Genomic DNA, 20,772 nt, shown 5'->3' on the forward strand with positions numbered 1-20,772 from the left:
TACTTGTGTCTAACCATGAGCGCGGAGCATTCATTCGCCCGGCAAGTGCTTTTGGCCGGACATAAAAAAACCCGCATTTCTGCGGGTTTCTTCAATGCTCAGTCAACTCAGTTGACCTTGGCATCCAGTTCGCCACGCGCGTAGCGTTCGAACATGGCGTCCAGGGAGATCGGCTTGATCTTCGAGGCGTTGCCAGCGGTGCCGAATGCTTCGTAACGGGCGATACAGACGTCGCGCATGGCCGAAACAGTCTTGGCCAGGTACTTGCGCGGGTCGAACTCGCTCGGGTTTTTGGCCATGAACTCGCGGATGGCACCGGTCGACGCCAGACGCAGGTCGGTGTCGATGTTGACCTTGCGCACGCCGTGCTTGATGCCTTCAACGATTTCTTCGACCGGCACACCGTAGGTTTCTTTGATGTCGCCGCCGAACTCGTTGATGATCTTCAGCCATTCCTGTGGAACGGACGAAGAACCATGCATCACCAGGTGAGTGTTGGGGATGCGCTTGTGGATCTCTTTGATACGCTCGATCGCCAGGATGTCGCCGGTAGGCGGCTTGGTGAACTTGTAAGCGCCGTGGCTGGTGCCGATGGCGATGGCCAGGGCATCGACCTGAGTACGCTTGACGAAGTCGGCGGCTTCTTCCGGGTCGGTCAGCATCTGGCTGTGATCCAGAACGCCTTCCGCGCCAACCCCGTCTTCTTCACCGGCCATGCCGGTTTCCAGCGAACCCAGCACGCCCAGCTCGCCTTCCACCGAAACGCCGCAGGCGTGAGCGAAGGACACAACACGGCGGGTAACGTCGACGTTGTAGTCGTAATCGGCCGGGGACTTGCCGTCTTCACGCAGCGAGCCGTCCATCATCACCGAGCTGAAGCCCAGCTGGATCGAGCGCTGGCAGATGTCAGGGCTGGTGCCGTGGTCCTGGTGCATGACCACCGGGATGTGTGGAAACTCTTCGATCGCGGCGAGGATCAGGTGACGCAGAAACGGCGCACCGGCGTACTTGCGGGCACCGGCAGAAGCCTGGACGATCACCGGGGAGTCGGTCTTGTCGGCCGCTTCCATAATGGCGCGCATCTGTTCCAGGTTGTTTACGTTGAAAGCTGGAACGCCGTAGCCGAATTCGGCTGCGTGGTCCAACATCTGGCGCATGCTGATAAGTGCCATTGTCTGTGTCTCTCCCGGTAGGGTCGTTAGTCGAGCAAGCCTGCCGTAGTGGCGGCTGCCATTCAAGTTATAAGCTCAGCCGCGAGGCCGTGCGTGTGTGCCCGAGATCCGACTTATCTGGCCTTGCAGCCGCGACCGATCAGATCGTTGGTAGCGTCCCAGTAGATCAGGCCCTCGCTACCCTTGTTGACGAATGCCAACACATTGTTGCTGTACAGCGTACCGCTGGCAGCGCCGGGTTCGGCCTTGAGCCTGAACACCTGATCGCTCTGATTCAGACGCACATCGACTTCCTTCCTGGCCGAGTCGATGTAGCGCCAGTTGACCTCTGCATTGCTGTCGCATACCCAGCGATTCCAGGGGTCATTCTGCTGCGGTGAACTCATGCTCGAACAACCGCCAAGCACTGCCAAAACCCCAAGGGCAATCACGCCTTTCATTACGTCTCCTGGCTGCCCTGCGAAACGCGGCACGTGCCGGTCGTTTCAACTGTCAGGGGCAGTTCTGTTGCTGATTTCGGTCATCGGCCGGCTCACCGGTGACATGTGCCTCGACCCGTTGACTGTTTTCAGTCGTCGGCACATTCACGGCAGCCGGGCTGAATATCTGACAGGTCTTGGCACGCGAGCCAGAACCGGTACAACCAGCCAGTACAATGCAACTCATCAGAGCCAGGGCAGCGATCTTCATGGCGAAACTCCTTTCGCGGAAAAATATCCACCCTTTAAAGACCGCTGAAGCCCGTCAATGTTGCCAACGGGTTTCAGACCTGGCTCACAGACAGCCTACATTGCCGGTCCGCGGCATGAATTCATAACGATCCCACACCTCCGGACCGCCGCGTTTGTAGACCACCGGCACCGTTTCTGCCTGCCAGCCCGCCTGATAGCAGCTTAGCTGGAGCGGTTGGGTCGGGGAGTCGCTCTCCACCTCTTCAGCCGCAGGCTTGCCCGCGCAACCGGCCAACAAACCTGCGATGAGAAACCACGGTAACGCCCTGACCATTGACCACTCCTTGTCCAAAGCTTTCACTCAAGCCTTGGCGCGTTGTTCGAGCATTTCCACCGCTGGCAGAACCTTGCCTTCCACGAACTCGAGGAACGCACCGCCACCGGTCGAAATATAGGAAATCTGTTGCGCAACACCGTACTTGTCGATGGCTGCCAGCGTATCGCCGCCGCCCGCGATGGAGAACGCCGGGCTTTCAGCGATGGCCTTGGCCAGCGTCTTGGTGCCTTCACCGAACTGATCGAACTCAAACACGCCGACCGGACCGTTCCACAGGATAGTCCCTGAAGATTTCAGTAATTCGGCGAAATGCGCAGCAGTTTGCGGGCCAATATCAAGAATCATGTCGTCATCGGCGACGTCGGCGATCAGCTTGACGGTAGCGGCAGCGCTCTCGGCGAACTCCTTGGCAACCACCACGTCAGTCGGCAACGGCACGCTGACTTTGGCGGCGATGGCGCGCGCAGTGTCGAGCAGATCAGGTTCGTACAGCGATTTACCGACCTTGTGACCGGCCGCAGCCAGGAAGGTGTTGGCAATGCCGCCGCCGACGATCAACTGATTGCAGATGCCGCTCAGGCTGTTGAGCACGTCCAGCTTGGTGGAAACCTTGGAGCCGGCAACGATGGCGGTCATCGGCTGGGCCGGAGCACCCAGGGCCTTGCCTAGCGCTTCGAGCTCGGCAGCCAGCAACGGACCTGCAGCGGCCACCTTGGCGAATTTGGCCACGCCGTGAGTAGAACCCTCGGCACGGTGCGCGGTGCCAAAGGCATCCATCACGAACACGTCGCACAGCGCTGCGTATTGCTGCGCCAGCTCGTCAGTGTTCTTTTTCTCGCCCTTGTTGAAGCGAACGTTCTCGAACAGGACGACATCACCGGCCTTAACGTCGACGCCGTCCAGGTAATCGGCAACCAGCGGAACGTCACGACCCAGCGCCTTGCTCAGGTAGTCGGCAACCGGCTTGAGGCTGTTCTCGGCAGAAAACTCACCTTCTGTCGGGCGGCCAAGGTGCGAGCAGACCATGACGGCCGCGCCCTTCTCCAACGCCAGCCTGATGGTCGGCAGCGAAGCGAGGATACGTGCATCACTGCTGACCACGCCGTCCTTTACCGGGACGTTGAGGTCTTCGCGGATCAGTACACGTTTACCTTGCAGATCGAGGTCGGTCATCTTCAAGACGGTCATGAGCATTCCTGTTTTTTTACTGTTATTGGTCAGCGACGCGCAGAAAGTGATCGGCGACGTCGAGCATTCGATTGGCAAAGCCCCACTCGTTGTCGAACCAGGCCAGCAGATTGACCAGCCGGGGTCCGGAAACGCGGGTCTGACTCGCATCGACAATGGCCGAATGCGGGTCATGGTTGAAATCGCAACTGGCGTGCGGCAGTTCCGTGTAAGCCAGCAGCCCCTTGAGCGGGCCGCTGGTGGCGGCCTCACGCAGGATACGGTTGATCTCCACGGCATCGGTGTCTCGCGACATCTGCAAGGTAATGTCCAGACAGGACACATTCACCGTCGGCACGCGAACAGCTTTGGCCTGAATTCGGCCGGCAAGTTCCGGAAGCAGCCGCTCGATTCCTCGCGCCAGACCGGTGGACACCGGAATGATCGACTGGAAGGCCGAGCGGGTACGGCGCAGATCCTCGTGATGATAAGCGTCGATCACCGGTTGATCGTTCATCGCCGAGTGGATGGTGGTAATGGTCATGTATTCCAGGCCGATGGCCTGATCCAGCAAGCGCAGCAGCGGCACACTGCAGTTGGTGGTGCACGACGCGGCCGAGACCAGCAGCTCGCGGCCAGTCAGCTTGTGCTGGTTGATGCCGAACACCACGGTGGCATCGACATCCCGTTCGCTGGCCATCGGCTGGGAAAACAGCACCCGCGGCGCACCGGCCTCCAGAAAACGCTGGCCGTCCTCGCGAGTGTTGTAGACGCCGGAGCACTCAAGCACCAGATCGACTTCCAGACCGGCCCAGTCGATGCCTTCCGGCGTCGCACTGCGCAGCACCTTGATCCGGTGGTCATTGATGTGCAGGTATTGCCCTTCAACCCGCACTTCGCCGGGAAACCGGCCGTGTGTGGAGTCAAAGCGCGTGAGGTATTCGAGACTGGCCATGTCGGCCAGATCGTTGATGGCAACCACTTCAAACCCGGCCTTGGCCCCTCGCTCGCACAGCGCGCGAACGACACAACGACCAATACGGCCGTAACCGTTCAGAGCAACTTTGTAGGGGCGGGGCTGGGGCATGAAATTTTCGCCAGGGAATAACAATCATGTGGGAGCGAAGCGTCGCCCGGTCCGCTCCCACAACATCAACATCACATAGCTGATCAGTCTTCCAGCAGCTCTTCAGCAATGCTCAGGACGTTTTCCAGCGTGAAGCCGAACTCTTCGAACAGCAGCGGCGCAGGCGCCGACTCGCCGAAGGTGGTCATGCCGATCACGCGACCTTCCAGGCCCACGTATTTGTACCAGTAGTCAGCATGGGCCGCTTCGATGGCGATACGTGCGCTGACCTGAAGCGGCAGAACGTCTTGCTTGTAGTCTGCGCCCTGAGCTTCGAACACACTGGTGCATGGCATGGACACCACACGCACGTTGCGACCCTGAGCGGTCAGCTTTTCGTAGGCTTCAACGGCCAGACCGACTTCCGAACCGGTCGCGATCAGGATCAGCTCGGGTTCTGCAGCGCAGTCGCGCAATACATAACCACCACGAGCGATGGCATCTATTTGCTGCTGTTCACGCGCTTGGTGAGTCAGGTTCTGACGAGAGAAGATCAGCGCGGACGGGCCGTCGTTACGCTCCAGCGAGTATTTCCAGGCCACAGCCGATTCAACGGCATCTGCCGGACGCCAGGTGTCCAGGTTCGGCGTGGTACGCAGGCTGGTCAATTGCTCGATCGGCTGGTGAGTCGGGCCGTCTTCGCCCAGACCGATGGAGTCGTGGGTGAATACGTAGATCACGCGCTTCTTCATCAACGAGGCCATACGCACCGCGTTGCGCGCATATTCCATGAAGATCAGGAAGGTTGCGCCGTAAGGCACGAAGCCACCGTGCAGAGCGATACCGTTCATCATGGCGGCCATGCCGAATTCGCGAACGCCGTAATGCAGGTAGTTGCCGTTAGGGTCTTCGCCGGTGATGCTCTTGCAGCCTTTCCAGATGGTCAGGTTGGACCCGGCAAGGTCAGCCGAACCGCCGAGAATTTCCGGCAGCAACGGGCCCAGTGCGCTCAGCGCGTTCTGACTGGCCTTGCGGCTGGCAATGGTTTCGCCCTTGGCGTTGACTTCGGCGACATAAGCCGCTGATTTTTCGGCGAAATCAGCAGGCAATTGCCCACTCATGCGACGAATGAAGTCGTTGGCCAGCTCCGGGAAGGCGGCGGAATAATCAGCAAAACGCTGATCCCACTCGGCTTCGGCAGCCAGGCCTTTTTCCTTCCCGTTCCACTCGGCATAGATGTCAGCCGGGATTTCGAAAGGACCGTAGTTCCACTTCAGTGCAGCACGGGTCAGGGCGATTTCGTCAGCACCCAGCGGCGCACCGTGGGACTCTTCCTTGCCCTGCTTGTTCGGCGAACCGAAACCGATGGTGGTCTTGCAGCAGATCAGCGTTGGCTGATCGCTCTTGCGAGCGGTTTCGATGGCCGTCTTGATTTCTTCAGGGTCGTGACCGTCGACATTGCGGATCACCAACCAGCCGTAGGACTCGAAACGCTTCGGCGTATCGTCGGTGAACCAGCCTTCCACTTCGCCATCGATGGAGATGCCGTTGTCGTCGTAGAACGCGATCAGCTTGTTCAGTTGCAACGTACCGGCCAGCGAGGCCGCTTCGTGGGAAATACCTTCCATCATGCAGCCATCGCCCATGAACACGTAGGTATGGTGATCGACGATGGAGTGGCCTGGACGGTTGAACTGCGCGGCAAGCGTTTTCTCGGCAGCAGCGAAACCGACGGCGTTGGCAAAGCCCTGACCCAGCGGACCGGTGGTGGTCTCGACGCCAGGCGTGTAACCGTATTCCGGGTGGCCGGGAGTACGGCTGTGCAATTGACGGAAGTTTTTCAGGTCGTCGATGGACAGGTCGTAGCCGGTCAGGTGCAGCAGCGAATAGACCAGCATCGAGCCGTGGCCGTTGGACATGATGAAACGGTCACGGTCGGCGAACGAAGGGTTTGCCGGGTTGTGTTTCATATAATCGCGCCAAAGAACCTCGGCGATATCCGCCATGCCCATGGGGGCACCCGGATGGCCGCTGTTGGCTTTTTGCACGGCATCCATGCTGAGGGCACGAATAGCGTTGGCACGCTCACGACGGCTTGGCATCGCTGATCTCCTGGGAATTAAGAAATAGGATTGAGAAAAAGAAGGCTATTTTCCCTCACGGACAGGCCGGGGGCAATCACAGATAGACGACCATAGGCTTTTTTCCGGGGTTGCGGACATTATTTGGTACGCAAAGACTGGATCACCCGTCTGCACGACAAGTTCACAACGCCTGACCGGCGCCACCCATCCAGCAATATCAAAACTTTTTGATATTGCCCTTGCGACACTCCGGATCGCTCTCTAGACTGCGCAGCTATGAACCTGCGTGTACCTGCCATTCGACACGATGCATGCGACGACCTCTCTGCATTGTGCAAGGCCGGCGGCGATCCCTTGCGGCTGAACGTGCTGCGTGTGCTGACCAACGACTCGTTCGGCGTCCTGGAACTGGCGCAGATTTTCGCCATCGGCCAGTCCGGCATGAGCCACCACCTCAAGGTGCTGGCGCAGGCTGACCTGGTAGCGACACGGCGTGAAGGCAACGCGATTTTCTACCGGCGCGCCCTGCCCCACACCGACTTGCCGGGTGGCAGGCTGCATGCGGCGCTGCTCGATGAAGTGGACACGCTGGACTTGCCGGACGACGTACAGAGCCGTATCGGCCTGGTGCATCGGCAACGGGCATTGGCCAGCCAGGATTTTTTCGCCCGTACCGCAGAAAAGTTTCGTGCCCAGCAGGACCTGATCGCCGGTTTGGCGCAGTACAGCGAAAGCCTGCTGACCTTGCTCGACAAACTGAGCTTCGGCGCCCAGGCAACCGCTCTGGAAGTAGGCCCCGGTGACGGCGGCTTCCTCCCTGAGCTGGCGCGACGCTTCGGTCAGGTCATTGCGATGGACAACAGCCCGGTCATGCTCGATCTGGCGCGTGGCGTCTGCGAGCGCAAGGCACTGGCTAACGTTGAGCTGAGGCTGGCCGATGCACTGACCGACGCTAAAGTCAGCGCCGATTGCGTCGTCCTCAACATGGTGCTGCATCATTTCGCGGTACCGGCCGAAGCCTTGAAGCAACTGGCCGAACATGTAAAACCCGGCGGTAGCCTGCTGGTAACAGAATTGTGTAGTCATGACCAGAGTTGGGCCAGGGAGGCCTGTGGCGATCTCTGGTTAGGTTTCGAGCAGGAAGACCTGGCCCGTTGGGCCATCGCTGCGGGGCTAGTTCCCGGGGAAAGCCTCTATGTAGGCTTACGTAATGGTTTCCAGATCCAGGTTCGCCATTTTCAGCGACCGGCTGGCGACACTCACCATCGGTAAAATGAAGGAAACCCGTAGAGATGAGCGAATACTCACTTTTCACCTCCGAGTCCGTGTCCGAAGGGCATCCGGACAAGATCGCCGACCAGATTTCCGACGCGGTTCTGGACGCCATCATCGCTGAAGACAAATACGCCCGTGTAGCGTGCGAAACACTGGTCAAGACCGGTGTGGCGATCATCGCTGGCGAAGTGTCGACTTCGGCCTGGGTCGATCTGGAAGACATCGTGCGTAACGTCATCCTCGACATCGGCTACAACAGCTCCGACGTCGGTTTCGACGGCGCCACCTGCGGCGTGATGAACATCATCGGCAAGCAGTCGGTAGACATCGCCCAGGGCGTTGACCGCAGCAAACCTGAAGATCAGGGTGCTGGCGACCAGGGCCTGATGTTCGGCTATGCCAGCAACGAGACCGACGTGCTGATGCCCGCGCCGATCACCTTCTCCCACCAGCTGGTGCAGCGTCAGGCCGAAGCGCGTAAATCAGGCCTGCTGCCGTGGCTGCGCCCGGATGCCAAATCCCAGGTTACCTGCCGTTACGAAAACGGCAAGGTGGTCGGCGTCGACGCCATCGTCCTGTCGACCCAGCACAACCCGGATGTGTCGTACAAGGACCTGCGCGAAGGCGTGATGGAGCTGATCGTCAAGCACGTCATCCCTGCGCACCTGCTGCACAAGGACACCCAGTTCCACATCAACCCGACCGGCAACTTCATCATCGGTGGCCCGGTAGGCGACTGCGGTCTGACCGGCCGCAAGATCATCGTCGACACCTACGGCGGCATGGCCCGTCACGGTGGTGGTGCATTCTCCGGCAAGGACCCATCGAAGGTTGACCGTTCGGCCGCCTACGCCGGTCGTTACGTCGCCAAGAACATCGTCGCTGCCGGCCTGGCCGAGCGTTGCGAGATCCAGGTGTCCTACGCCATCGGCGTCGCTCAACCGACTTCGATCTCGCTGAACACGTTCGGCACCGGCAAGCTGTCCGATGACAAGATCATCAAGCTGGTCCGCGACAACTTCGACCTGCGTCCTTACGCAATCACCACCATGCTCGACCTGCTGCACCCGATGTACCAGGCCACTGCAGCCTACGGCCACTTCGGCCGTATCCCGGTCGAAATGACCGTTGGCGATGACACCTTCACCGCCTTCACCTGGGAAAAAACCGACCGCGCCGACGCCCTGCGCGCAGCTGCCGGCCTGTAAAACCCCAGAAAAAAGCCCCGGACGACCTGGTCGTTTCGGGGCTTTTTTTCGTCTGCGCGGCAGTCATTCCGCGGTCACACTTCAAGCCCGCCGCGACACCAGCAGTACCGATGCAGCGCCCGCCAACAACCCCGCGCATATCCTGTTGAACAACCGCTTGCCACTGGGTTTGGCCAACAGGCGACGAGCATGGATCCCCATCGCGGCGTACAACGCGATCGCTACGCACTCCAGCACCAGAAACAGACCGCCCAGCACCGCGAACTGACCTGACACCTCACTTTGCTGATCCACAAACTGCGGAAGAAAAGCCGTAAACAGCAGGATCGCTTTCGGATTACCAATAGCCACCAGAAACTCTTGACGCGCAAGGCTGCCAGCGTTGGCTGGTGCAACCTCTGCTTGGTTCTGTATAGCCGGGTCGGCGCGCCATAGCTGCACCGCGAGATAAAGCAGATACGCCGCGCCGACGACCTTGATCACATGAAACAACCACTCTGACGTGTGCAACACAGCAGTCAGTCCTGCGCCAGCCAAGGCGATCATGATGACAAACGCCAGCAAGCGCCCCGCTCCGCCGACGCACGAGCTGGCGAAGCCATAGCGTGTAGCGTTACTGATCGACAGAAGATTGTTCGGACCGGGCGCCATGTTCAGCGCAAAGCAGGCCGGAATGAATACAGCAAGAGTCGAGATGTCCATTGGCTCCAGTCCCTGAGTTGAATCAGCTACTCAGTCTGGCTTTTTTTAATGAATGGTCAAGACACAGCTGCGCCGTGAAATGCGGCCGGGCTGTGTTGGCAAGAGTCATGCGTACCTAGTCTTTGTGAGCTTGCTCACGAAGGGGCAGGTGGAGTCACTGAGCACTCTGCGTGGACATGCCTACCTGCGCAATGGCAAAACCCGGTAACCAAGCCCTACCCCTTCACCACGCGACAACGACTAGCCTCATCGGGTCCATTCCTAAAGCAAGGATGCTTCGATGCTGCCCACCGTTCGACTGATGACGTGTGCTCTTCTGTTCCTTCTGCCCGGCCTCGGCCATGCCAGCCAATGCCCTGACTGGCCTGCAGCCAAGGCGCACAGCGAGGTTACGGCCTTGCAACAGCGGATTGCTGAGTGGGACGACAGCTACCACCGGCAGGGCATTTCGCAAATCCCGGACGAGCTCTACGATCAGGCGCGGCAGAAGCTGAGCCTGTGGCGCTCGTGCTTTGCCGTTTCCACCCCCGAGTCCGATCCGCTAAAGACAGCCGTTGGCCCGTTACCTCATCCCGTTCCGCACACGGGCGTCAACAAGCTGGCCGACGAAGGCAGCGTCAAGGACTGGCTCAAGGGCCGCAACGATCTGTGGATTCAACCCAAGGTCGATGGCGTAGCCGTCACGCTGGTCTATGAACAAGGCCAGCTTGTGCAGGCGATCAGTCGTGGTGACGGGCGCAAGGGGCAGGACTGGACCTCGCAGGCGCGACTGATCAAGGCCATTCCGCAAAAATTGCCCCAGGCTGAATCCCCAATCCTGCAAGGCGAGCTGTACTGGCGGCTGGACGACCACATTCAGGCCGCGTCCGGCAGCGTCAACGCGCGCAGCAAGGTCGCAGGATTACTGGCGCGGCAGACGATCAGCCCGCAGCAGGCCGACGCCATCGGGCTGTTCGTCTGGGACTGGCCTAACGGGCCTGCCGCTATGGCGCAACGTCTCGCAGGCCTGCAAGCCATGGGCTTTGAGGACAGCGCGGCCTATACGCATCCACTGGAAAACTACGCCCAGGCCGCACGCTGGCGCGAGCATTGGTATCGCAATCCCCTGCCGTTCGCCACGGATGGCGTGATCATGCGCCAGGGTCAACGCCCACCCGCGCAGCGCTGGCAAGCCAGTGCGCCTTACTGGATTGCCGCCTGGAAACATCCCTACGCCCAGGCGCTGGCCGAGGTGCGCAAGGTCAACTTCAAGATCGGCCGCAGTGGCAGGATTACGCCGGTGCTGGAGCTGACCCCGGTACGCCTTGACGACCGTACCGTCAGCCGCATCAGCACAGGCTCGCTGCAGCGCTGGCAAACACTGGATATCAGGCCTGGCGATCAGATCGCCGTGAGCCTGGCCGGGCTGACGATTCCACGACTCGATGGCGTGGTGTCCCGTGCTGCCGAACGAGCCGACATGATCATTCCACGAGCCGACGACTTTCATGAACTCAGCTGCTGGCAAGCCACACCGGGCTGTGAAAGCCAGTTCCGCGCCAGACTGGCATGGCTCAGCAGCAAGAAAGGCTTGGCACTGCCCGGCGTTGGTCCGGGGACCTGGAACACGCTTATCGAGAGCGGCCAAGTCATGGGCTTACTCGATTGGATGACCCTGAATCATGCTGAGCTTGTTAACATTCCCGGCTTCGCTGAACGCAGTAGCGCTAAACTGCTCGACAGCCTGCAAACCGCACGCGAACGGCCGTTTCAGACATGGCTCAAGGCCATCGGGCTGCCGCCCACGGGAGGCGCCAGACTGCCCGACAACTGGCACGAACTGGCTGACCGCAGCGTTGAGCAATGGCAAGCAGAGCCAGGCATTGGTCCTGGTCGTGCGGCCAGACTCAGGGCTTTTTTTCAGGACCCACAGGTACAGGCACTGAGCCAGCAATTGCAGGCACAGAGCATTTCAGGTTTTAAGTAGCGGACGTTCATTTTTCTGTCCGTATTCAAACGGAGTTCATATGCAGTTTTTATCGCCACTGATTCTTTTCACCAGCTGCACGCTGCTCGCTACAACCGTGTTCGCAGACGCACAGGCGCCCTCCCCCATGCCGTCCGAATGCCAGATCAAAAGCCAGGAAATCAGCAGCAAGATTCAGGATGCCAAGACCGAGGGTGACAAGGCGGAACAGGCCGGCCTTGAAAAGGCACTCGCCGAGGTCAATGCCAACTGCACCGAAACGTCATTGATCAAACAGCGCAAGCAGAAGGTGCTCGACGCCAAGCAGGAAGTCAGCCGCCGTCAGACCGACCTGAACAAGGCCATGGAAAAGGGCGATCCGGAGAAGATCAACAAGCGCAAGGACAAGCTCGCCGATTCGCGCAAGGAATTGCAGCAAGCCCAGACCGAACTCGAGAAAGTCCAGTCAGACGATTGATCAGGTCGCGACGCTGCCCATGATCGGCAGCGTCGCGAACAGACTGTCAGGACACGGCCGGGAAAGCCGATACCCCGAACAGCGCGATGATCAGGCCCATGCCCACCAGCCAGACAAGCGAGCGCAGTGCGGCCAGATCGGCCAGGTAGAAAATGATGTAGAGCAGGCGGCTGGTGATAAACAACACCGCCAGCACATCAATCGTCACCAACTGCGCGTTGCCGGCAATGTGCGCAATGATCACCGCTGCGGCAAACGCCGGGGTCACTTCAAAGCTGTTCAGCTGGGCAGCGTGCGCGCGGCGCGGGAACCCCTCCAGCTTGTCGAGAAAGGCCCGCGGGTCATGATTATGCCCGCTGCCAAATTTGCCGCTGCCGAACTTGGCGATACCGGCACAGATAATCGGCAGCAGGATCGCGACCAGCACGCACCAGAAAGCAACTGTCATACGTCCATCCTTATAGGTTCAGCTTCATCGGAAGCATCCGGGCAATACCCGCTCACACACTATGAGCGGGGGGTCAGCGAAAGGTTCTTGAAGAACGACCACCAACCTGACGCATTACACCAGTTTAGGAAAGATCAGGCTGAACGTGGTGAATTGGCCTGGCTCGCTCTGCACCGTAACCTGCCCCTCGTGCAGGCTCATGATGGAACGCACAATCGCCAGCCCAAGCCCGGTCCCGCCCTGCTGTCGCGCGCGGCTGACATGCACCCGATAGAAACGATCGAACAGGCGCGGCAGGTGCTCGGCATCGATGCCATCCCCCGCATTGCGCACCGCCAGTGACACTTCATCCTCATGTGTGGCAAGCGTGAGGGTAATCACGCTGCCCGACAGACCGTGACGAATGGCGTTGGACAGCAGATTGGAAATCGCTCGCTGAATCATCAGCCGGTCCCCGGTCGCCTTGGCATGCCCCTGAACCTGCAAGGTGATGTCGCGATCCTCCGCCGAGGAGGAAAACAGTTCGGCGACCTTGTCTGCCTCCTCACGAAGGTCGATGACCTCGACCGGCAACGGCGCTGCGGGCTGGCTGACGCTGGCCAGAAACAGCATCTGACTGATCATGCGCGACATGCGCTCCAGCTCTTCGGTGCAGGATTCCAGTGCCTGCTTGTACTCCTCCGACGGGCGCGGTCTGGACAGCGTGACCTGCGCCCTGCCCATCAGATTGTTCATTGGTGAGCGCAGCTCATGCGCGAGGTCGTCCGAGAACTGCGCCAGTTGCTGCACATCACCGTCCAGCCTGTGCAGCATGAAGTTGACGGCATGTGCCAGGTCGCGCAACTCGTCAGGCAGGCCCTTCACTTTCATGCGATGAGACAGGTCGCGGGCCGAGATCAGCGCGGTGACTTTCCTGAACGCCCCCAGCGGCCTGAGCCCGCGACGCACCACCCACCAGACGCCAAAGCCGACCAGCAGCAGAATCACCGGCAAGGCCAAACAGGTCGATCTGACGTAAGCGTGCAGCAGCACGGTGTCGCTTTCCCTGTCCATGGACAGCCTGACCAGCACGTCCTGGCCGGTCTTGAGGCGTACGGTCCTGTAACCCAGCAGAATCTTGTGGCCCTGGGCGGATTTCAGTTCCTGAAAGCCTTGCGGCAACGAGTCGGTATCGGGAACCGGCAGACTTCGTCCCTCCTGGTTACCGACGCTCATCAATTCTTGCCGAGGGTTGCCCACGTCGAGAATGGTCAGCGAGAAGCTGTCATGCCCGACGATCTGGTCACGCAGCGTGTGCGGGTACTGGACGATGTCGACAACGCCCAGGAACCCCTCGCTCATGCTGTGTTCGATCTGCCTGAACTTCTCGTTCAAACCGTCTTCGGCACGTATATCGAGCTGACGGGAAATGGCTGCGTAGGCGAGCATTTCCATGACCAGCACCAGACACCCGATAAGTGCCGCGACCGTCAATCCGAGACGTGTCGAGAGACGGGTCAGCTTCATTCACGCACTTCCAGTACGTAACCGACGCCACGCAGCGTATGAATCAGCTTGGTCTCGAACGGATCGTCGATCTTCGCGCGCAGACGGCGGATCGACACCTCCACCACATTGGTGTCGCAATCGAAGTTCATGTCCCAGACCAGAGAGATGATCTGGGTGCGCGACATGACTTCGCCGCTGTGCCGCATCAACAGGTGCAGCAGGGCGAATTCCTTGGTCGTCAGGTCGATGCGCTGGCTGCCGCGGAATGCCCTGTGGCGCCCCTGATCCAGCTCCAGATCGCCGACCTGCAACACCTTGGAAGTGCTGGTCTGCTCGCTGCGGCGCATCAGCGTGCGGACCCGTGCCAGCAACTCCGGAAACTCGAATGGCTTGACCAGATAATCATCGGCGCCCATTTCCAAGCCCTTGACCTTCTCTTCGAGACGCCCGCGTGCAGTGACCATCATGATGCGGGTACTGACGGTCTTCCTCAGGCGGCTCAACACCTCCCAGCCGTCCATCTCCGGCAGGTTCACGTCCAGTATCACCACATCGTAAGCCTGATGCTGCGCGAGATAGAGCCCATCGAGGCCGGTTGCCGCGATATCGACGATATAGCCGCTTTCGGTCAGCCCCTGATGCATGTATTCGGCAGTTTTCGGCTCGTCCTCGACGACAAGGATTCGCATAACCAGGCTTCCTGTTTGATGAACGGTGGATGACGATGCCGTGCAGTGTACTGAAAAGAAACGCCCATCCCGCTGGATAACAAAATCGTAATTTTGCAGCAATCCCTCTGATAACTCCGGTTGCATACAGTCCCCTCAGCCAACTTCAGCGCCCTGGTGCCTGTTTGTTTTTTGCTTTCGATGGGGTGAGTCATGCGACTGGAGAATAACGTGCGCGCTCAGCGTACAGATCGATTGGCAGGGAGTGCGCTATGAGAGTCGCCGCACTTTGCCTGGTGTTGTTACCGCTTGTTGCCCCTGGCATTGCCGCAGCTCAAGGCATCAGCCTGGCTCAGGCCCTGGAGGCAGCCTTCGCCCGTAACCCGGAACTGGCCGCAGCCCAGTGGGAGATCGGCGTCGCCGAAGGCGATCGACAGCAGGCCGGACTGATCCCCAACCCGACGGTGTCATGGGAAGTGGAAGACACCCGCCGCGAGACCAGCACCACCACCGTGATGCTCAGCCAGGCCCTGGAACTGGGCGGCAAACGCGGGGCGCGGATCGAGGCCGCCAGCAAGGGTCAGGACGCTGCGCGTCTGGAGCTGGAGCGTCGCGGCAACGAGCTGCGTGCCGAGGTGGTTCAGGCGTTCTACGCAGCGGCGCGGGCACAGGCAGGTCTGGAGCTGGCCCGTCAATCCAGGACACTGGCCGAGCGCGGCCTTGAGGTTGCCGAAGGGCGAGTCCGGGCGGGCAAGGTATCGCCGGTGGAAGCCACACGCGCCCAGGTGCAGTTGGCCGAAACCGACCTGCTGGTCCGCCGCGCCGAGACCCTGAAAATCAACAGCAACCGCGAGCTGGCGCGCACCACCGGTTCGCCGGTCGCCTCTTTCGAACGTCTGGACTACAACGACCTGTCGCCGGGCAAGCTGCCACCGGGCGCAAAGCTACTGACCGCCCTCAATCAGTCCGCCGAGCTGCGCCTGGCCCAGACCCAGATCGAGCAGCGCGAAGCCGCGCTGGGGTCGGAGCGCGCCAAGCGCATCCCGGACCTGACTGTCAGCGTCGGCAGCCAGTACAGCCGTGAAGAGCGCGAGCGGGTCAACGTCGTGGGCCTGTCGATGCCACTGCCGCTGTTCGATCGAAACCAAGGCAACGTGCTTGCGGCATCACGCCGTGCCGACCAGTCGCGTGACCTGCGCAACGCCGTGGAACTGAAGCTGCGCACCCAGACGCAGTCCGCCCTCGATCAATGGAACACCGCCGCGCAGGAAGTCGAGTCCTTCGACCGCGTGATCCTGCCCGCCGCGCAACGTGCCGTCGACACGGCGACGCGCGGTTTCGAGATGGGCAAGTTCGGTTTTCTAGAAGTGCTGGACGCGCAACGGACGCTGATTTCGGCGCGCAGCCAGTACCTCGAATCGCTGGCCACCGCCACCGAGGCCAGAGTCGCCATCGAGCGAATCCACGGTGACCTCAACCGCTTCAGCCTCACCCCCTGACTTTCCTTTTCCGCCTGTATCGAGCGTATCCAAAAGTGCTGCACGCACCTGATCGCCGGGAGCCTTCATGAACAACAAACGAAGCATTGCCATCGCGCTGGCGGTGGTGGTCATCATTGGTCTGGGCAGTCTGACCCTGAACCCGCAGAGGCTGCCGTTCGCAGCCGGACCAGAACCGTCAGCCGATGAGCACGCGCATGAATCCGGGCAGGGCCATGCTGAAGAGCCAAGCCACGCCGACGAGGCGAAAAAACCGGACGCCGCAGCCTCGGAAGCTTCTCACGAAGAGGAAGAAGGACACATCGAGCTGACTGCCGAGCAGATCAAGGCGGCAGGCATCGAGCTGGCCAGCGCAGAACCCCGGCAGATGAGCACGACCGTGACCTTCCCCGGTGAAATCCGCTTCGATGAAGACCGCACTGCGCATGTCGTACCTCGGGTCAGCGGCGTGGTCGAAGCCGTGAAGGTCGATCTGGGTCAATCGGTGAAAAAGGGCCAGGTGCTGGCGGTGATTGCCAGCCAGCAGATTTCCGATCAACGCAGCGAATTGAACGCTGCACAACGACGTCAGGAACTGGCGCGTCTGACCTTGCAACGCGAAAAGAAACTCTGGGAAGACAAAATCTCGGCCGAGCAGGATTACTTGCAGGCGCGTCAGGACTTCCAGGAGGCCGACATCAACCTCGCCAATGCACGGCAGAAGATCAGCGCCATCGGTGCCAGCACCCACCCTTCAGCGGGAAGCCGCTACGAGCTGATCGCACCGTTTGACGCCGTGGTCGTGGAAAAGCACCTGGGCATCGGCGAGATGGTCAGCGAGGCGAGCAACGCCTTCACCCTTTCCGACCTGTCGCGTGTCTGGGCCACCTTCGGCGTGGCGCCCAGGGATCTGGACAAGGTGGTGGTCGGTCGTCCGGTCATCGTCAGTGCGCCCGACCTGAATGCCCGGGTCGAAGGACGGGTCGGCTACGTCGGCAGCCTGCTGGGCGAGCAGACCCGCGCTGCGGCCGTGCGCGTGACGCTGGCCAACCCGCAGGGCGCATGGCGTCCCGGCCTGTTCGTTTCGGTGGAAGTCGCCGCCGAGCAGTCCAGTGTGGCGGTCAGTCTTCCCGAATCGGCGATCCAGTCGGTCGAGGACAAGCCCTCGGTCTTCGTGCGCAACGATGAAGGGTTTCAACTGACGCCGGTGACACTTGGCCGCCGCGATGGTGGCTACGTGGAAATCGTCAAGGGCCTGGCGGCCGGCGCACAAGTGGCCACCGCCGGCAGTTTCATCCTCAAGTCGGAGCTGGGCAAAGGCTCCGCCGAGCACGCCCATTGATCTGCGTCCCACGAGTACACCCACATGTTTGAACGGTTGATTCAATTCGCGATTGAACAGCGCATCGTCGTGATGCTTGCTGTGCTGCTCATGGCTGGGCTGGGCATCGCCAGTTACCAGAAACTGCCCATCGATGCGGTCCCCGACATCACCAACGTACAGGTGCAGATCAACACGTCCGCACCCGGCTTCTCGCCGCTGGAAACCGAGCAGCGCATCACCTTCGCCATCGAGACCAACATGGCGGGGCTGCCCGGTTTGCAGCAGACGCGCTCGCTGTCGCGCTCGGGCCTGTCGCAGGTCACGGTGATTTTCGAGGACGGCACCGACCTGTTCTTCGCCCGCCAACTGGTAAACGAGCGCCTGCAGATCGCCAAGGACCAGCTGCCGGAAGGCGTCGATGCGGTGATGGGGCCGATCTCCACCGGTCTCGGCGAGATATTCCTGTGGACAGTCGAGGCACGCGAGGGCGCGCTGAAAGAAGACGGCACGCCGTACACGCCGACCGACCTGCGGGTAATTCAGGACTGGATCATCAAGCCGCAACTGCGCAACGTGCCGGGCGTGGCCGAGATCAACACCATCGGCGGTTTCGCCAGGCAGTACCAGATTGCGCCTGATCCGAAAAAACTGGCCGCCTACAAGCTGACGCTCAACGATCTGGTGGCAGCGCTGGAGCGCAACAACGCCAACGTCGGCGCAGGCTATATAGAACGCGGCGGCGAGCAGTTACTGATTCGCGCACCGGGTCAGCTGGGCACCGTGGACGACATCGCCAACATTGTCATCGCCAATGTGCAGGGCACGCCGATCAGAATCAGCAGCGTGGCCGAGGTCGGCATCGGCAAGGAAATGCGCTCCGGCGCAGCCACCGAAAATGGCCGTGAAGTGGTGCTCGGCACGGTGTTCATGCTGATCGGTGAAAACAGCCGGACCGTCTCGCAGGCGGTGGCCGCCAAACTCGCCGAGATCAACCGAACATTGCCGCAGGGTGTGGAAGCTGTAACGGTTTATGACCGCACCACACTAGTGGAAAAAGCCATCGCGACGGTCAAGAAGAACCTGATCGAAGGCGCGATTCTGGTCATCGTGATTCTGTTTCTGTTCCTCGGCAACATCCGTGCTGCGCTGATCACCGCCATGGTGATTCCGCTGGCCATGCTGTTCACCTTCACCGGCATGTTCACCAACAAGGTCAGCGCCAACCTTATGAGCCTGGGCGCGCTGGACTTCGGCATCATTGTCGATGGCGCGGTGGTGATCGTCGAAAACGCCATTCGCAGGCTGGCGCATGCCCAGCAAAAGCACGGCCGCATGCTGACCCGCAGCGAGCGTTTCCATGAGGTCTTCGCCGCCGCCAGAGAAGCCCGTCGGCCGCTGATTTTCGGTCAGCTGATCATCATGGTCGTGTACCTGCCGATCTTCGCCCTCACCGGTGTGGAAGGCAAAATGTTCCACCCGATGGCCTTCACCGTGGTCATCGCCCTGCTCGGCGCCATGATTCTTTCGGTGACCTTCGTGCCTGCCGCCATCGCCATGTTCGTGACCGGCAAGGTCAAGGAAGAAGAAGGCTTTGTGATGCGCACCGCCCGCCAGCGCTACGCGCCGATCCTGAGCTGGGTACTGGGGCATCGCTCGATAGCGTTCGGCATGGCCTTGGTGCTGATCGTGCTGTCGGGGTTCACCGCCAGCCGCATGGGCAGCGAGTTCATCCCCAGCCTGAGCGAAGGCGACTTCGCCCTGCAGGCGCTGCGGGTGCCGGGCACCAGCCTGACCCAGTCGGTGGACATGCAGCAGCGTCTGGAAAAAGCCATCATCGACAAGGTCCCGGAAGTGCAGCGCGTGTTCGCCCGCACCGGCACCGCCGAGATCGCCGCCGACCCGATGCCGCCCAACATCTCCGACAGCTACGTGATGCTCAAACCGCAAAGCGAATGGCCTGACCCGGACAAGTCCCGTGAAACGCTGATCGCCGACCTGCAAAAGGCCGCCGCCAGTGTGCCGGGCAGCAATTACGAACTGTCCCAGCCGATCCAGTTGCGCTTCAACGAACTGGTTTCCGGCGTGCGCAGCGATGTCGCGGTAAAGGTCTTCGGCGACGACATGAACGTGCTGAACCAGACCGCCGCAAAAATCGCCGCCACCCTGCAAAAAGTGCCGGGTGCTTCGGAGGTCAAAGTCGAGCAGACCACCGGGCTGCCGGTGCTGACCATCAACATCGACCGCGACAAGGCCGCGCGTTACGGCCTCAACGTGGCCGACGTGCAGGACGCCATCGCCATTGCGCTGGGCGGTCGTCAGGCGGGCACGCTGTATGAGGGCGACCGCCGCTTCGACATGGTGGTGCGCCTCTCCGAGCAACTGCGAACCGACGTGGACGGGCTCTCCAGCCTGCTCATTCCGGTGCCTGCAAGCGCTGGCAATCAGCAGATCAGCTTTATCTCGCTGTCCCAGGTCGCCAGCCTCGACCTGGTACTCGGGCCGAACCAGATCAGCCGCGAGAACGGCAAACGTGTGGTCATCGTCAGCGCCAACGTGCGCGGTCGGGATCTCGGCTCGTTTGTCGAAGAAGCGGGCACCACCATCGACAACGGCGTGCAGATCCCGGCCGGCTACTGGACCAGTTGGGGCGGGCAATTCGAACAATTGCAATCGGCCGCCAAACGTCTGCAGATCGTTGTGCCGGTGGCGCTGCTGCTGGTACTGGCGCTGCTGTTCATGATGTTCAACAACCTCAAGGACGGCCTGCTGGTCTTCACCGGCATCCCGTTCGCCCTGACCGGCGGCGTCATGGCCCTGTGGCTGCGCGACATTCCGCTGTCGATCTCCGCAGGCGTGGGCTTCATCGCCCTGTCGGGTGTGGCGGTGCTGAACGGCCTGGTGATGATCGCCTTCATCCGCAGCCTGCGCGAACAAGGCCACTCGCTGCACAACGCCATCAACGAAGGCGCCCTCACCCGCCTGCGCCCGGTGCTGATGACCGCGCTGGTCGCCTCCCTGGGCTTCATCCCCATGGCCCTCGCCACCGGGACTGGCGCGGAAGTGCAGCGACCGCTGGCGACGGTGGTGATCGGCGGGATTCTGTCGTCGACAGCGCTGACGTTGCTGGTGTTGCCAGCGTTGTATCAGTGGGCGCATCGGCGGGAGGATGAGGAGGCGGTTGAGGCGTTGAAATAGGCTTCAAAGCAACCGTTCAAGCTCCAGAACGCTCGGTAAAGAGCCTTCTGGAGCTTTGCCCTGCCC

Annotated in this window: 18 protein-coding genes; 7 read left to right on the forward strand and 11 right to left on the reverse strand. The window is 60.8% G+C overall.

Translation table 11 applies throughout. The features are described from left to right. Positions 1–107: 107 nt before the first annotated feature. The 7 genes from fba to tkt form a co-directional block, all read right to left on the reverse strand. The gene (gene fba / locus LIX91_RS21350; protein WP_003316351.1) at positions 108–1,172 is read right to left on the reverse strand and encodes a class II fructose-bisphosphate aldolase; all 1,065 of its coding nucleotides are present in this window, start codon (positions 1,170–1,172) and stop codon (positions 108–110) included. A gap of 113 nt (positions 1,173–1,285) precedes the next feature. Then, positions 1,286–1,612, reverse strand: a complete 327-nt coding sequence (locus LIX91_RS21355; protein WP_003420097.1) for an MliC family protein — start codon at positions 1,610–1,612, stop codon at positions 1,286–1,288. Between the two features lie 52 nt (positions 1,613–1,664). Then, entirely contained in the window at positions 1,665–1,862 is a 198-nt protein-coding gene (locus LIX91_RS21360; RefSeq protein ID WP_032703402.1) for a hypothetical protein, read from the reverse strand. An 84-nt stretch (positions 1,863–1,946) separates the two neighbouring features. Next, positions 1,947–2,177 carry a lipoprotein gene (locus LIX91_RS21365; protein ID WP_003316354.1) on the reverse strand — a complete coding sequence of 77 codons (231 nt, stop codon included), beginning with the start codon at positions 2,175–2,177 and terminating at the stop codon, positions 1,947–1,949. A gap of 27 nt (positions 2,178–2,204) precedes the next feature. Next, positions 2,205–3,368 (reverse strand): phosphoglycerate kinase, encoded by a 1,164-nt coding sequence (locus LIX91_RS21370; RefSeq protein WP_003420098.1) that lies wholly within the window; start codon positions 3,366–3,368, stop codon positions 2,205–2,207. Positions 3,369–3,390: 22 nt separating this feature from the next. Further along, on the reverse strand, positions 3,391–4,434 hold the full coding sequence (gene epd, locus LIX91_RS21375) for an erythrose-4-phosphate dehydrogenase (RefSeq protein WP_003411999.1): 1,044 nt from the start codon (positions 4,432–4,434) through the stop codon (positions 3,391–3,393). An 83-nt stretch (positions 4,435–4,517) separates the two neighbouring features. Further along, on the reverse strand, positions 4,518–6,515 hold the full coding sequence (gene tkt / locus LIX91_RS21380; RefSeq protein WP_226489093.1) for a transketolase: 1,998 nt from the start codon (positions 6,513–6,515) through the stop codon (positions 4,518–4,520). Positions 6,516–6,773: 258 nt separating this feature from the next. On the opposite strand from tkt, the gene LIX91_RS21385 reads away from it, so the two are divergent. Together LIX91_RS21385 and metK are read left to right on the forward strand one after the other, a co-directional pair. Continuing rightward, positions 6,774–7,769 (forward strand): ArsR/SmtB family transcription factor, encoded by a 996-nt coding sequence (locus tag LIX91_RS21385; protein WP_074956175.1) that lies wholly within the window; start codon positions 6,774–6,776, stop codon positions 7,767–7,769. Positions 7,770–7,789: 20 nt separating this feature from the next. Beyond that, complete coding sequence (gene metK, locus LIX91_RS21390) at positions 7,790–8,980, forward strand: methionine adenosyltransferase (RefSeq protein WP_003372639.1); 1,191 nt, start codon at positions 7,790–7,792, stop codon at positions 8,978–8,980. Between the two features lie 81 nt (positions 8,981–9,061). Here the strand turns inward: metK and LIX91_RS21395 are convergent, their stop codons facing one another. Further along, positions 9,062–9,682: a LysE family translocator gene (locus LIX91_RS21395; protein ID WP_226489094.1), complete on the reverse strand. Its 621-nt coding sequence runs from the start codon at positions 9,680–9,682 to the stop codon at positions 9,062–9,064. A 280-nt stretch (positions 9,683–9,962) separates the two neighbouring features. Here LIX91_RS21395 and ligB point away from each other — a divergent pair, with 280 nt between their 5' ends. Both ligB and LIX91_RS21405 read left to right on the forward strand, forming a co-directional pair. Further along, positions 9,963–11,648, forward strand: a complete 1,686-nt coding sequence (gene ligB / locus LIX91_RS21400) for an NAD-dependent DNA ligase LigB (RefSeq protein ID WP_226489095.1) — start codon at positions 9,963–9,965, stop codon at positions 11,646–11,648. Between the two features lie 40 nt (positions 11,649–11,688). Further along, the gene (locus tag LIX91_RS21405) at positions 11,689–12,105 is read left to right on the forward strand and encodes a DUF1090 domain-containing protein (protein ID WP_226489096.1); all 417 of its coding nucleotides are present in this window, start codon (positions 11,689–11,691) and stop codon (positions 12,103–12,105) included. A 46-nt stretch (positions 12,106–12,151) separates the two neighbouring features. On the opposite strand, the gene LIX91_RS21410 is transcribed toward LIX91_RS21405, so the two are convergent. The 3 genes from LIX91_RS21410 to LIX91_RS21420 all read right to left on the reverse strand — a co-directional run bounded on the left by LIX91_RS21410 (position 12,152) and on the right by LIX91_RS21420 (position 14,730). Then, positions 12,152–12,553 carry an MAPEG family protein gene (locus tag LIX91_RS21410; protein ID WP_003405186.1) on the reverse strand — a complete coding sequence of 134 codons (402 nt, stop codon included), beginning with the start codon at positions 12,551–12,553 and terminating at the stop codon, positions 12,152–12,154. 114 nt (positions 12,554–12,667) lie between these two features. After that, entirely contained in the window at positions 12,668–14,059 is a 1,392-nt protein-coding gene (locus tag LIX91_RS21415) for a heavy metal sensor histidine kinase (RefSeq protein WP_226489097.1), read from the reverse strand. After that, entirely contained in the window at positions 14,056–14,730 is a 675-nt protein-coding gene (locus LIX91_RS21420) for a heavy metal response regulator transcription factor (protein ID WP_003420115.1), read from the reverse strand. The genes LIX91_RS21415 and LIX91_RS21420 overlap by 4 nt, the downstream gene beginning before the upstream one ends. A 251-nt stretch (positions 14,731–14,981) precedes the next feature. Here LIX91_RS21420 and LIX91_RS21425 point away from each other — a divergent pair, with 251 nt between their 5' ends. From LIX91_RS21425 to LIX91_RS21435, 3 genes are all read left to right on the forward strand, one after another. After that, on the forward strand, positions 14,982–16,208 hold the full coding sequence (locus LIX91_RS21425) for a TolC family protein (RefSeq protein WP_003413430.1): 1,227 nt from the start codon (positions 14,982–14,984) through the stop codon (positions 16,206–16,208). Between the two features lie 67 nt (positions 16,209–16,275). After that, positions 16,276–17,529, forward strand: coding sequence for an efflux RND transporter periplasmic adaptor subunit (locus LIX91_RS21430; RefSeq protein ID WP_103696692.1), 1,254 nt, complete (start codon positions 16,276–16,278; stop codon positions 17,527–17,529). 24 nt (positions 17,530–17,553) lie between these two features. Then, a complete protein-coding gene (locus tag LIX91_RS21435) occupies positions 17,554–20,706 on the forward strand; it encodes a CusA/CzcA family heavy metal efflux RND transporter (RefSeq protein ID WP_226489098.1) in 3,153 nt (1,050 codons plus the stop codon). Positions 20,707–20,772: the final 66 nt, after the last annotated feature.

Source organism: Pseudomonas sp. B20 (assembly GCF_020515755.1).
Lineage (GTDB): Bacteria > Pseudomonadota > Gammaproteobacteria > Pseudomonadales > Pseudomonadaceae > Aquipseudomonas > Aquipseudomonas syringae.

Excerpts from the sequence above, each read along its gene's own strand:
- fba (WP_003316351.1), bottom strand. The coding sequence starts at position 1,172 with ATGGCACTTATCAGCATGCGCCAGATGTTGGACCACGCAGCCGAATTC.
- LIX91_RS21355 (WP_003420097.1), bottom strand. The coding sequence starts at position 1,612 with ATGAAAGGCGTGATTGCCCTTGGGGTTTTGGCAGTGCTTGGCGGTTGT.
- LIX91_RS21360 (WP_032703402.1), bottom strand. The coding sequence starts at position 1,862 with ATGAAGATCGCTGCCCTGGCTCTGATGAGTTGCATTGTACTGGCTGGT.
- LIX91_RS21365 (WP_003316354.1), bottom strand. The coding sequence starts at position 2,177 with ATGGTCAGGGCGTTACCGTGGTTTCTCATCGCAGGTTTGTTGGCCGGT.
- LIX91_RS21370 (WP_003420098.1), bottom strand. The coding sequence starts at position 3,368 with ATGACCGTCTTGAAGATGACCGACCTCGATCTGCAAGGTAAACGTGTA.
- epd (WP_003411999.1), bottom strand. The coding sequence starts at position 4,434 with ATGCCCCAGCCCCGCCCCTACAAAGTTGCTCTGAACGGTTACGGCCGT.
- tkt (WP_226489093.1), bottom strand. The coding sequence starts at position 6,515 with ATGCCAAGCCGTCGTGAGCGTGCCAACGCTATTCGTGCCCTCAGCATG.
- LIX91_RS21385 (WP_074956175.1), top strand. The coding sequence starts at position 6,774 with ATGAACCTGCGTGTACCTGCCATTCGACACGATGCATGCGACGACCTC.
- metK (WP_003372639.1), top strand. The coding sequence starts at position 7,790 with ATGAGCGAATACTCACTTTTCACCTCCGAGTCCGTGTCCGAAGGGCAT.
- LIX91_RS21395 (WP_226489094.1), bottom strand. The coding sequence starts at position 9,682 with ATGGACATCTCGACTCTTGCTGTATTCATTCCGGCCTGCTTTGCGCTG.
- ligB (WP_226489095.1), top strand. The coding sequence starts at position 9,963 with ATGCTGCCCACCGTTCGACTGATGACGTGTGCTCTTCTGTTCCTTCTG.
- LIX91_RS21405 (WP_226489096.1), top strand. The coding sequence starts at position 11,689 with ATGCAGTTTTTATCGCCACTGATTCTTTTCACCAGCTGCACGCTGCTC.
- LIX91_RS21410 (WP_003405186.1), bottom strand. The coding sequence starts at position 12,553 with ATGACAGTTGCTTTCTGGTGCGTGCTGGTCGCGATCCTGCTGCCGATT.
- LIX91_RS21415 (WP_226489097.1), bottom strand. The coding sequence starts at position 14,059 with ATGAAGCTGACCCGTCTCTCGACACGTCTCGGATTGACGGTCGCGGCA.
- LIX91_RS21420 (WP_003420115.1), bottom strand. The coding sequence starts at position 14,730 with ATGCGAATCCTTGTCGTCGAGGACGAGCCGAAAACTGCCGAATACATG.
- LIX91_RS21425 (WP_003413430.1), top strand. The coding sequence starts at position 14,982 with ATGAGAGTCGCCGCACTTTGCCTGGTGTTGTTACCGCTTGTTGCCCCT.
- LIX91_RS21430 (WP_103696692.1), top strand. The coding sequence starts at position 16,276 with ATGAACAACAAACGAAGCATTGCCATCGCGCTGGCGGTGGTGGTCATC.
- LIX91_RS21435 (WP_226489098.1), top strand. The coding sequence starts at position 17,554 with ATGTTTGAACGGTTGATTCAATTCGCGATTGAACAGCGCATCGTCGTG.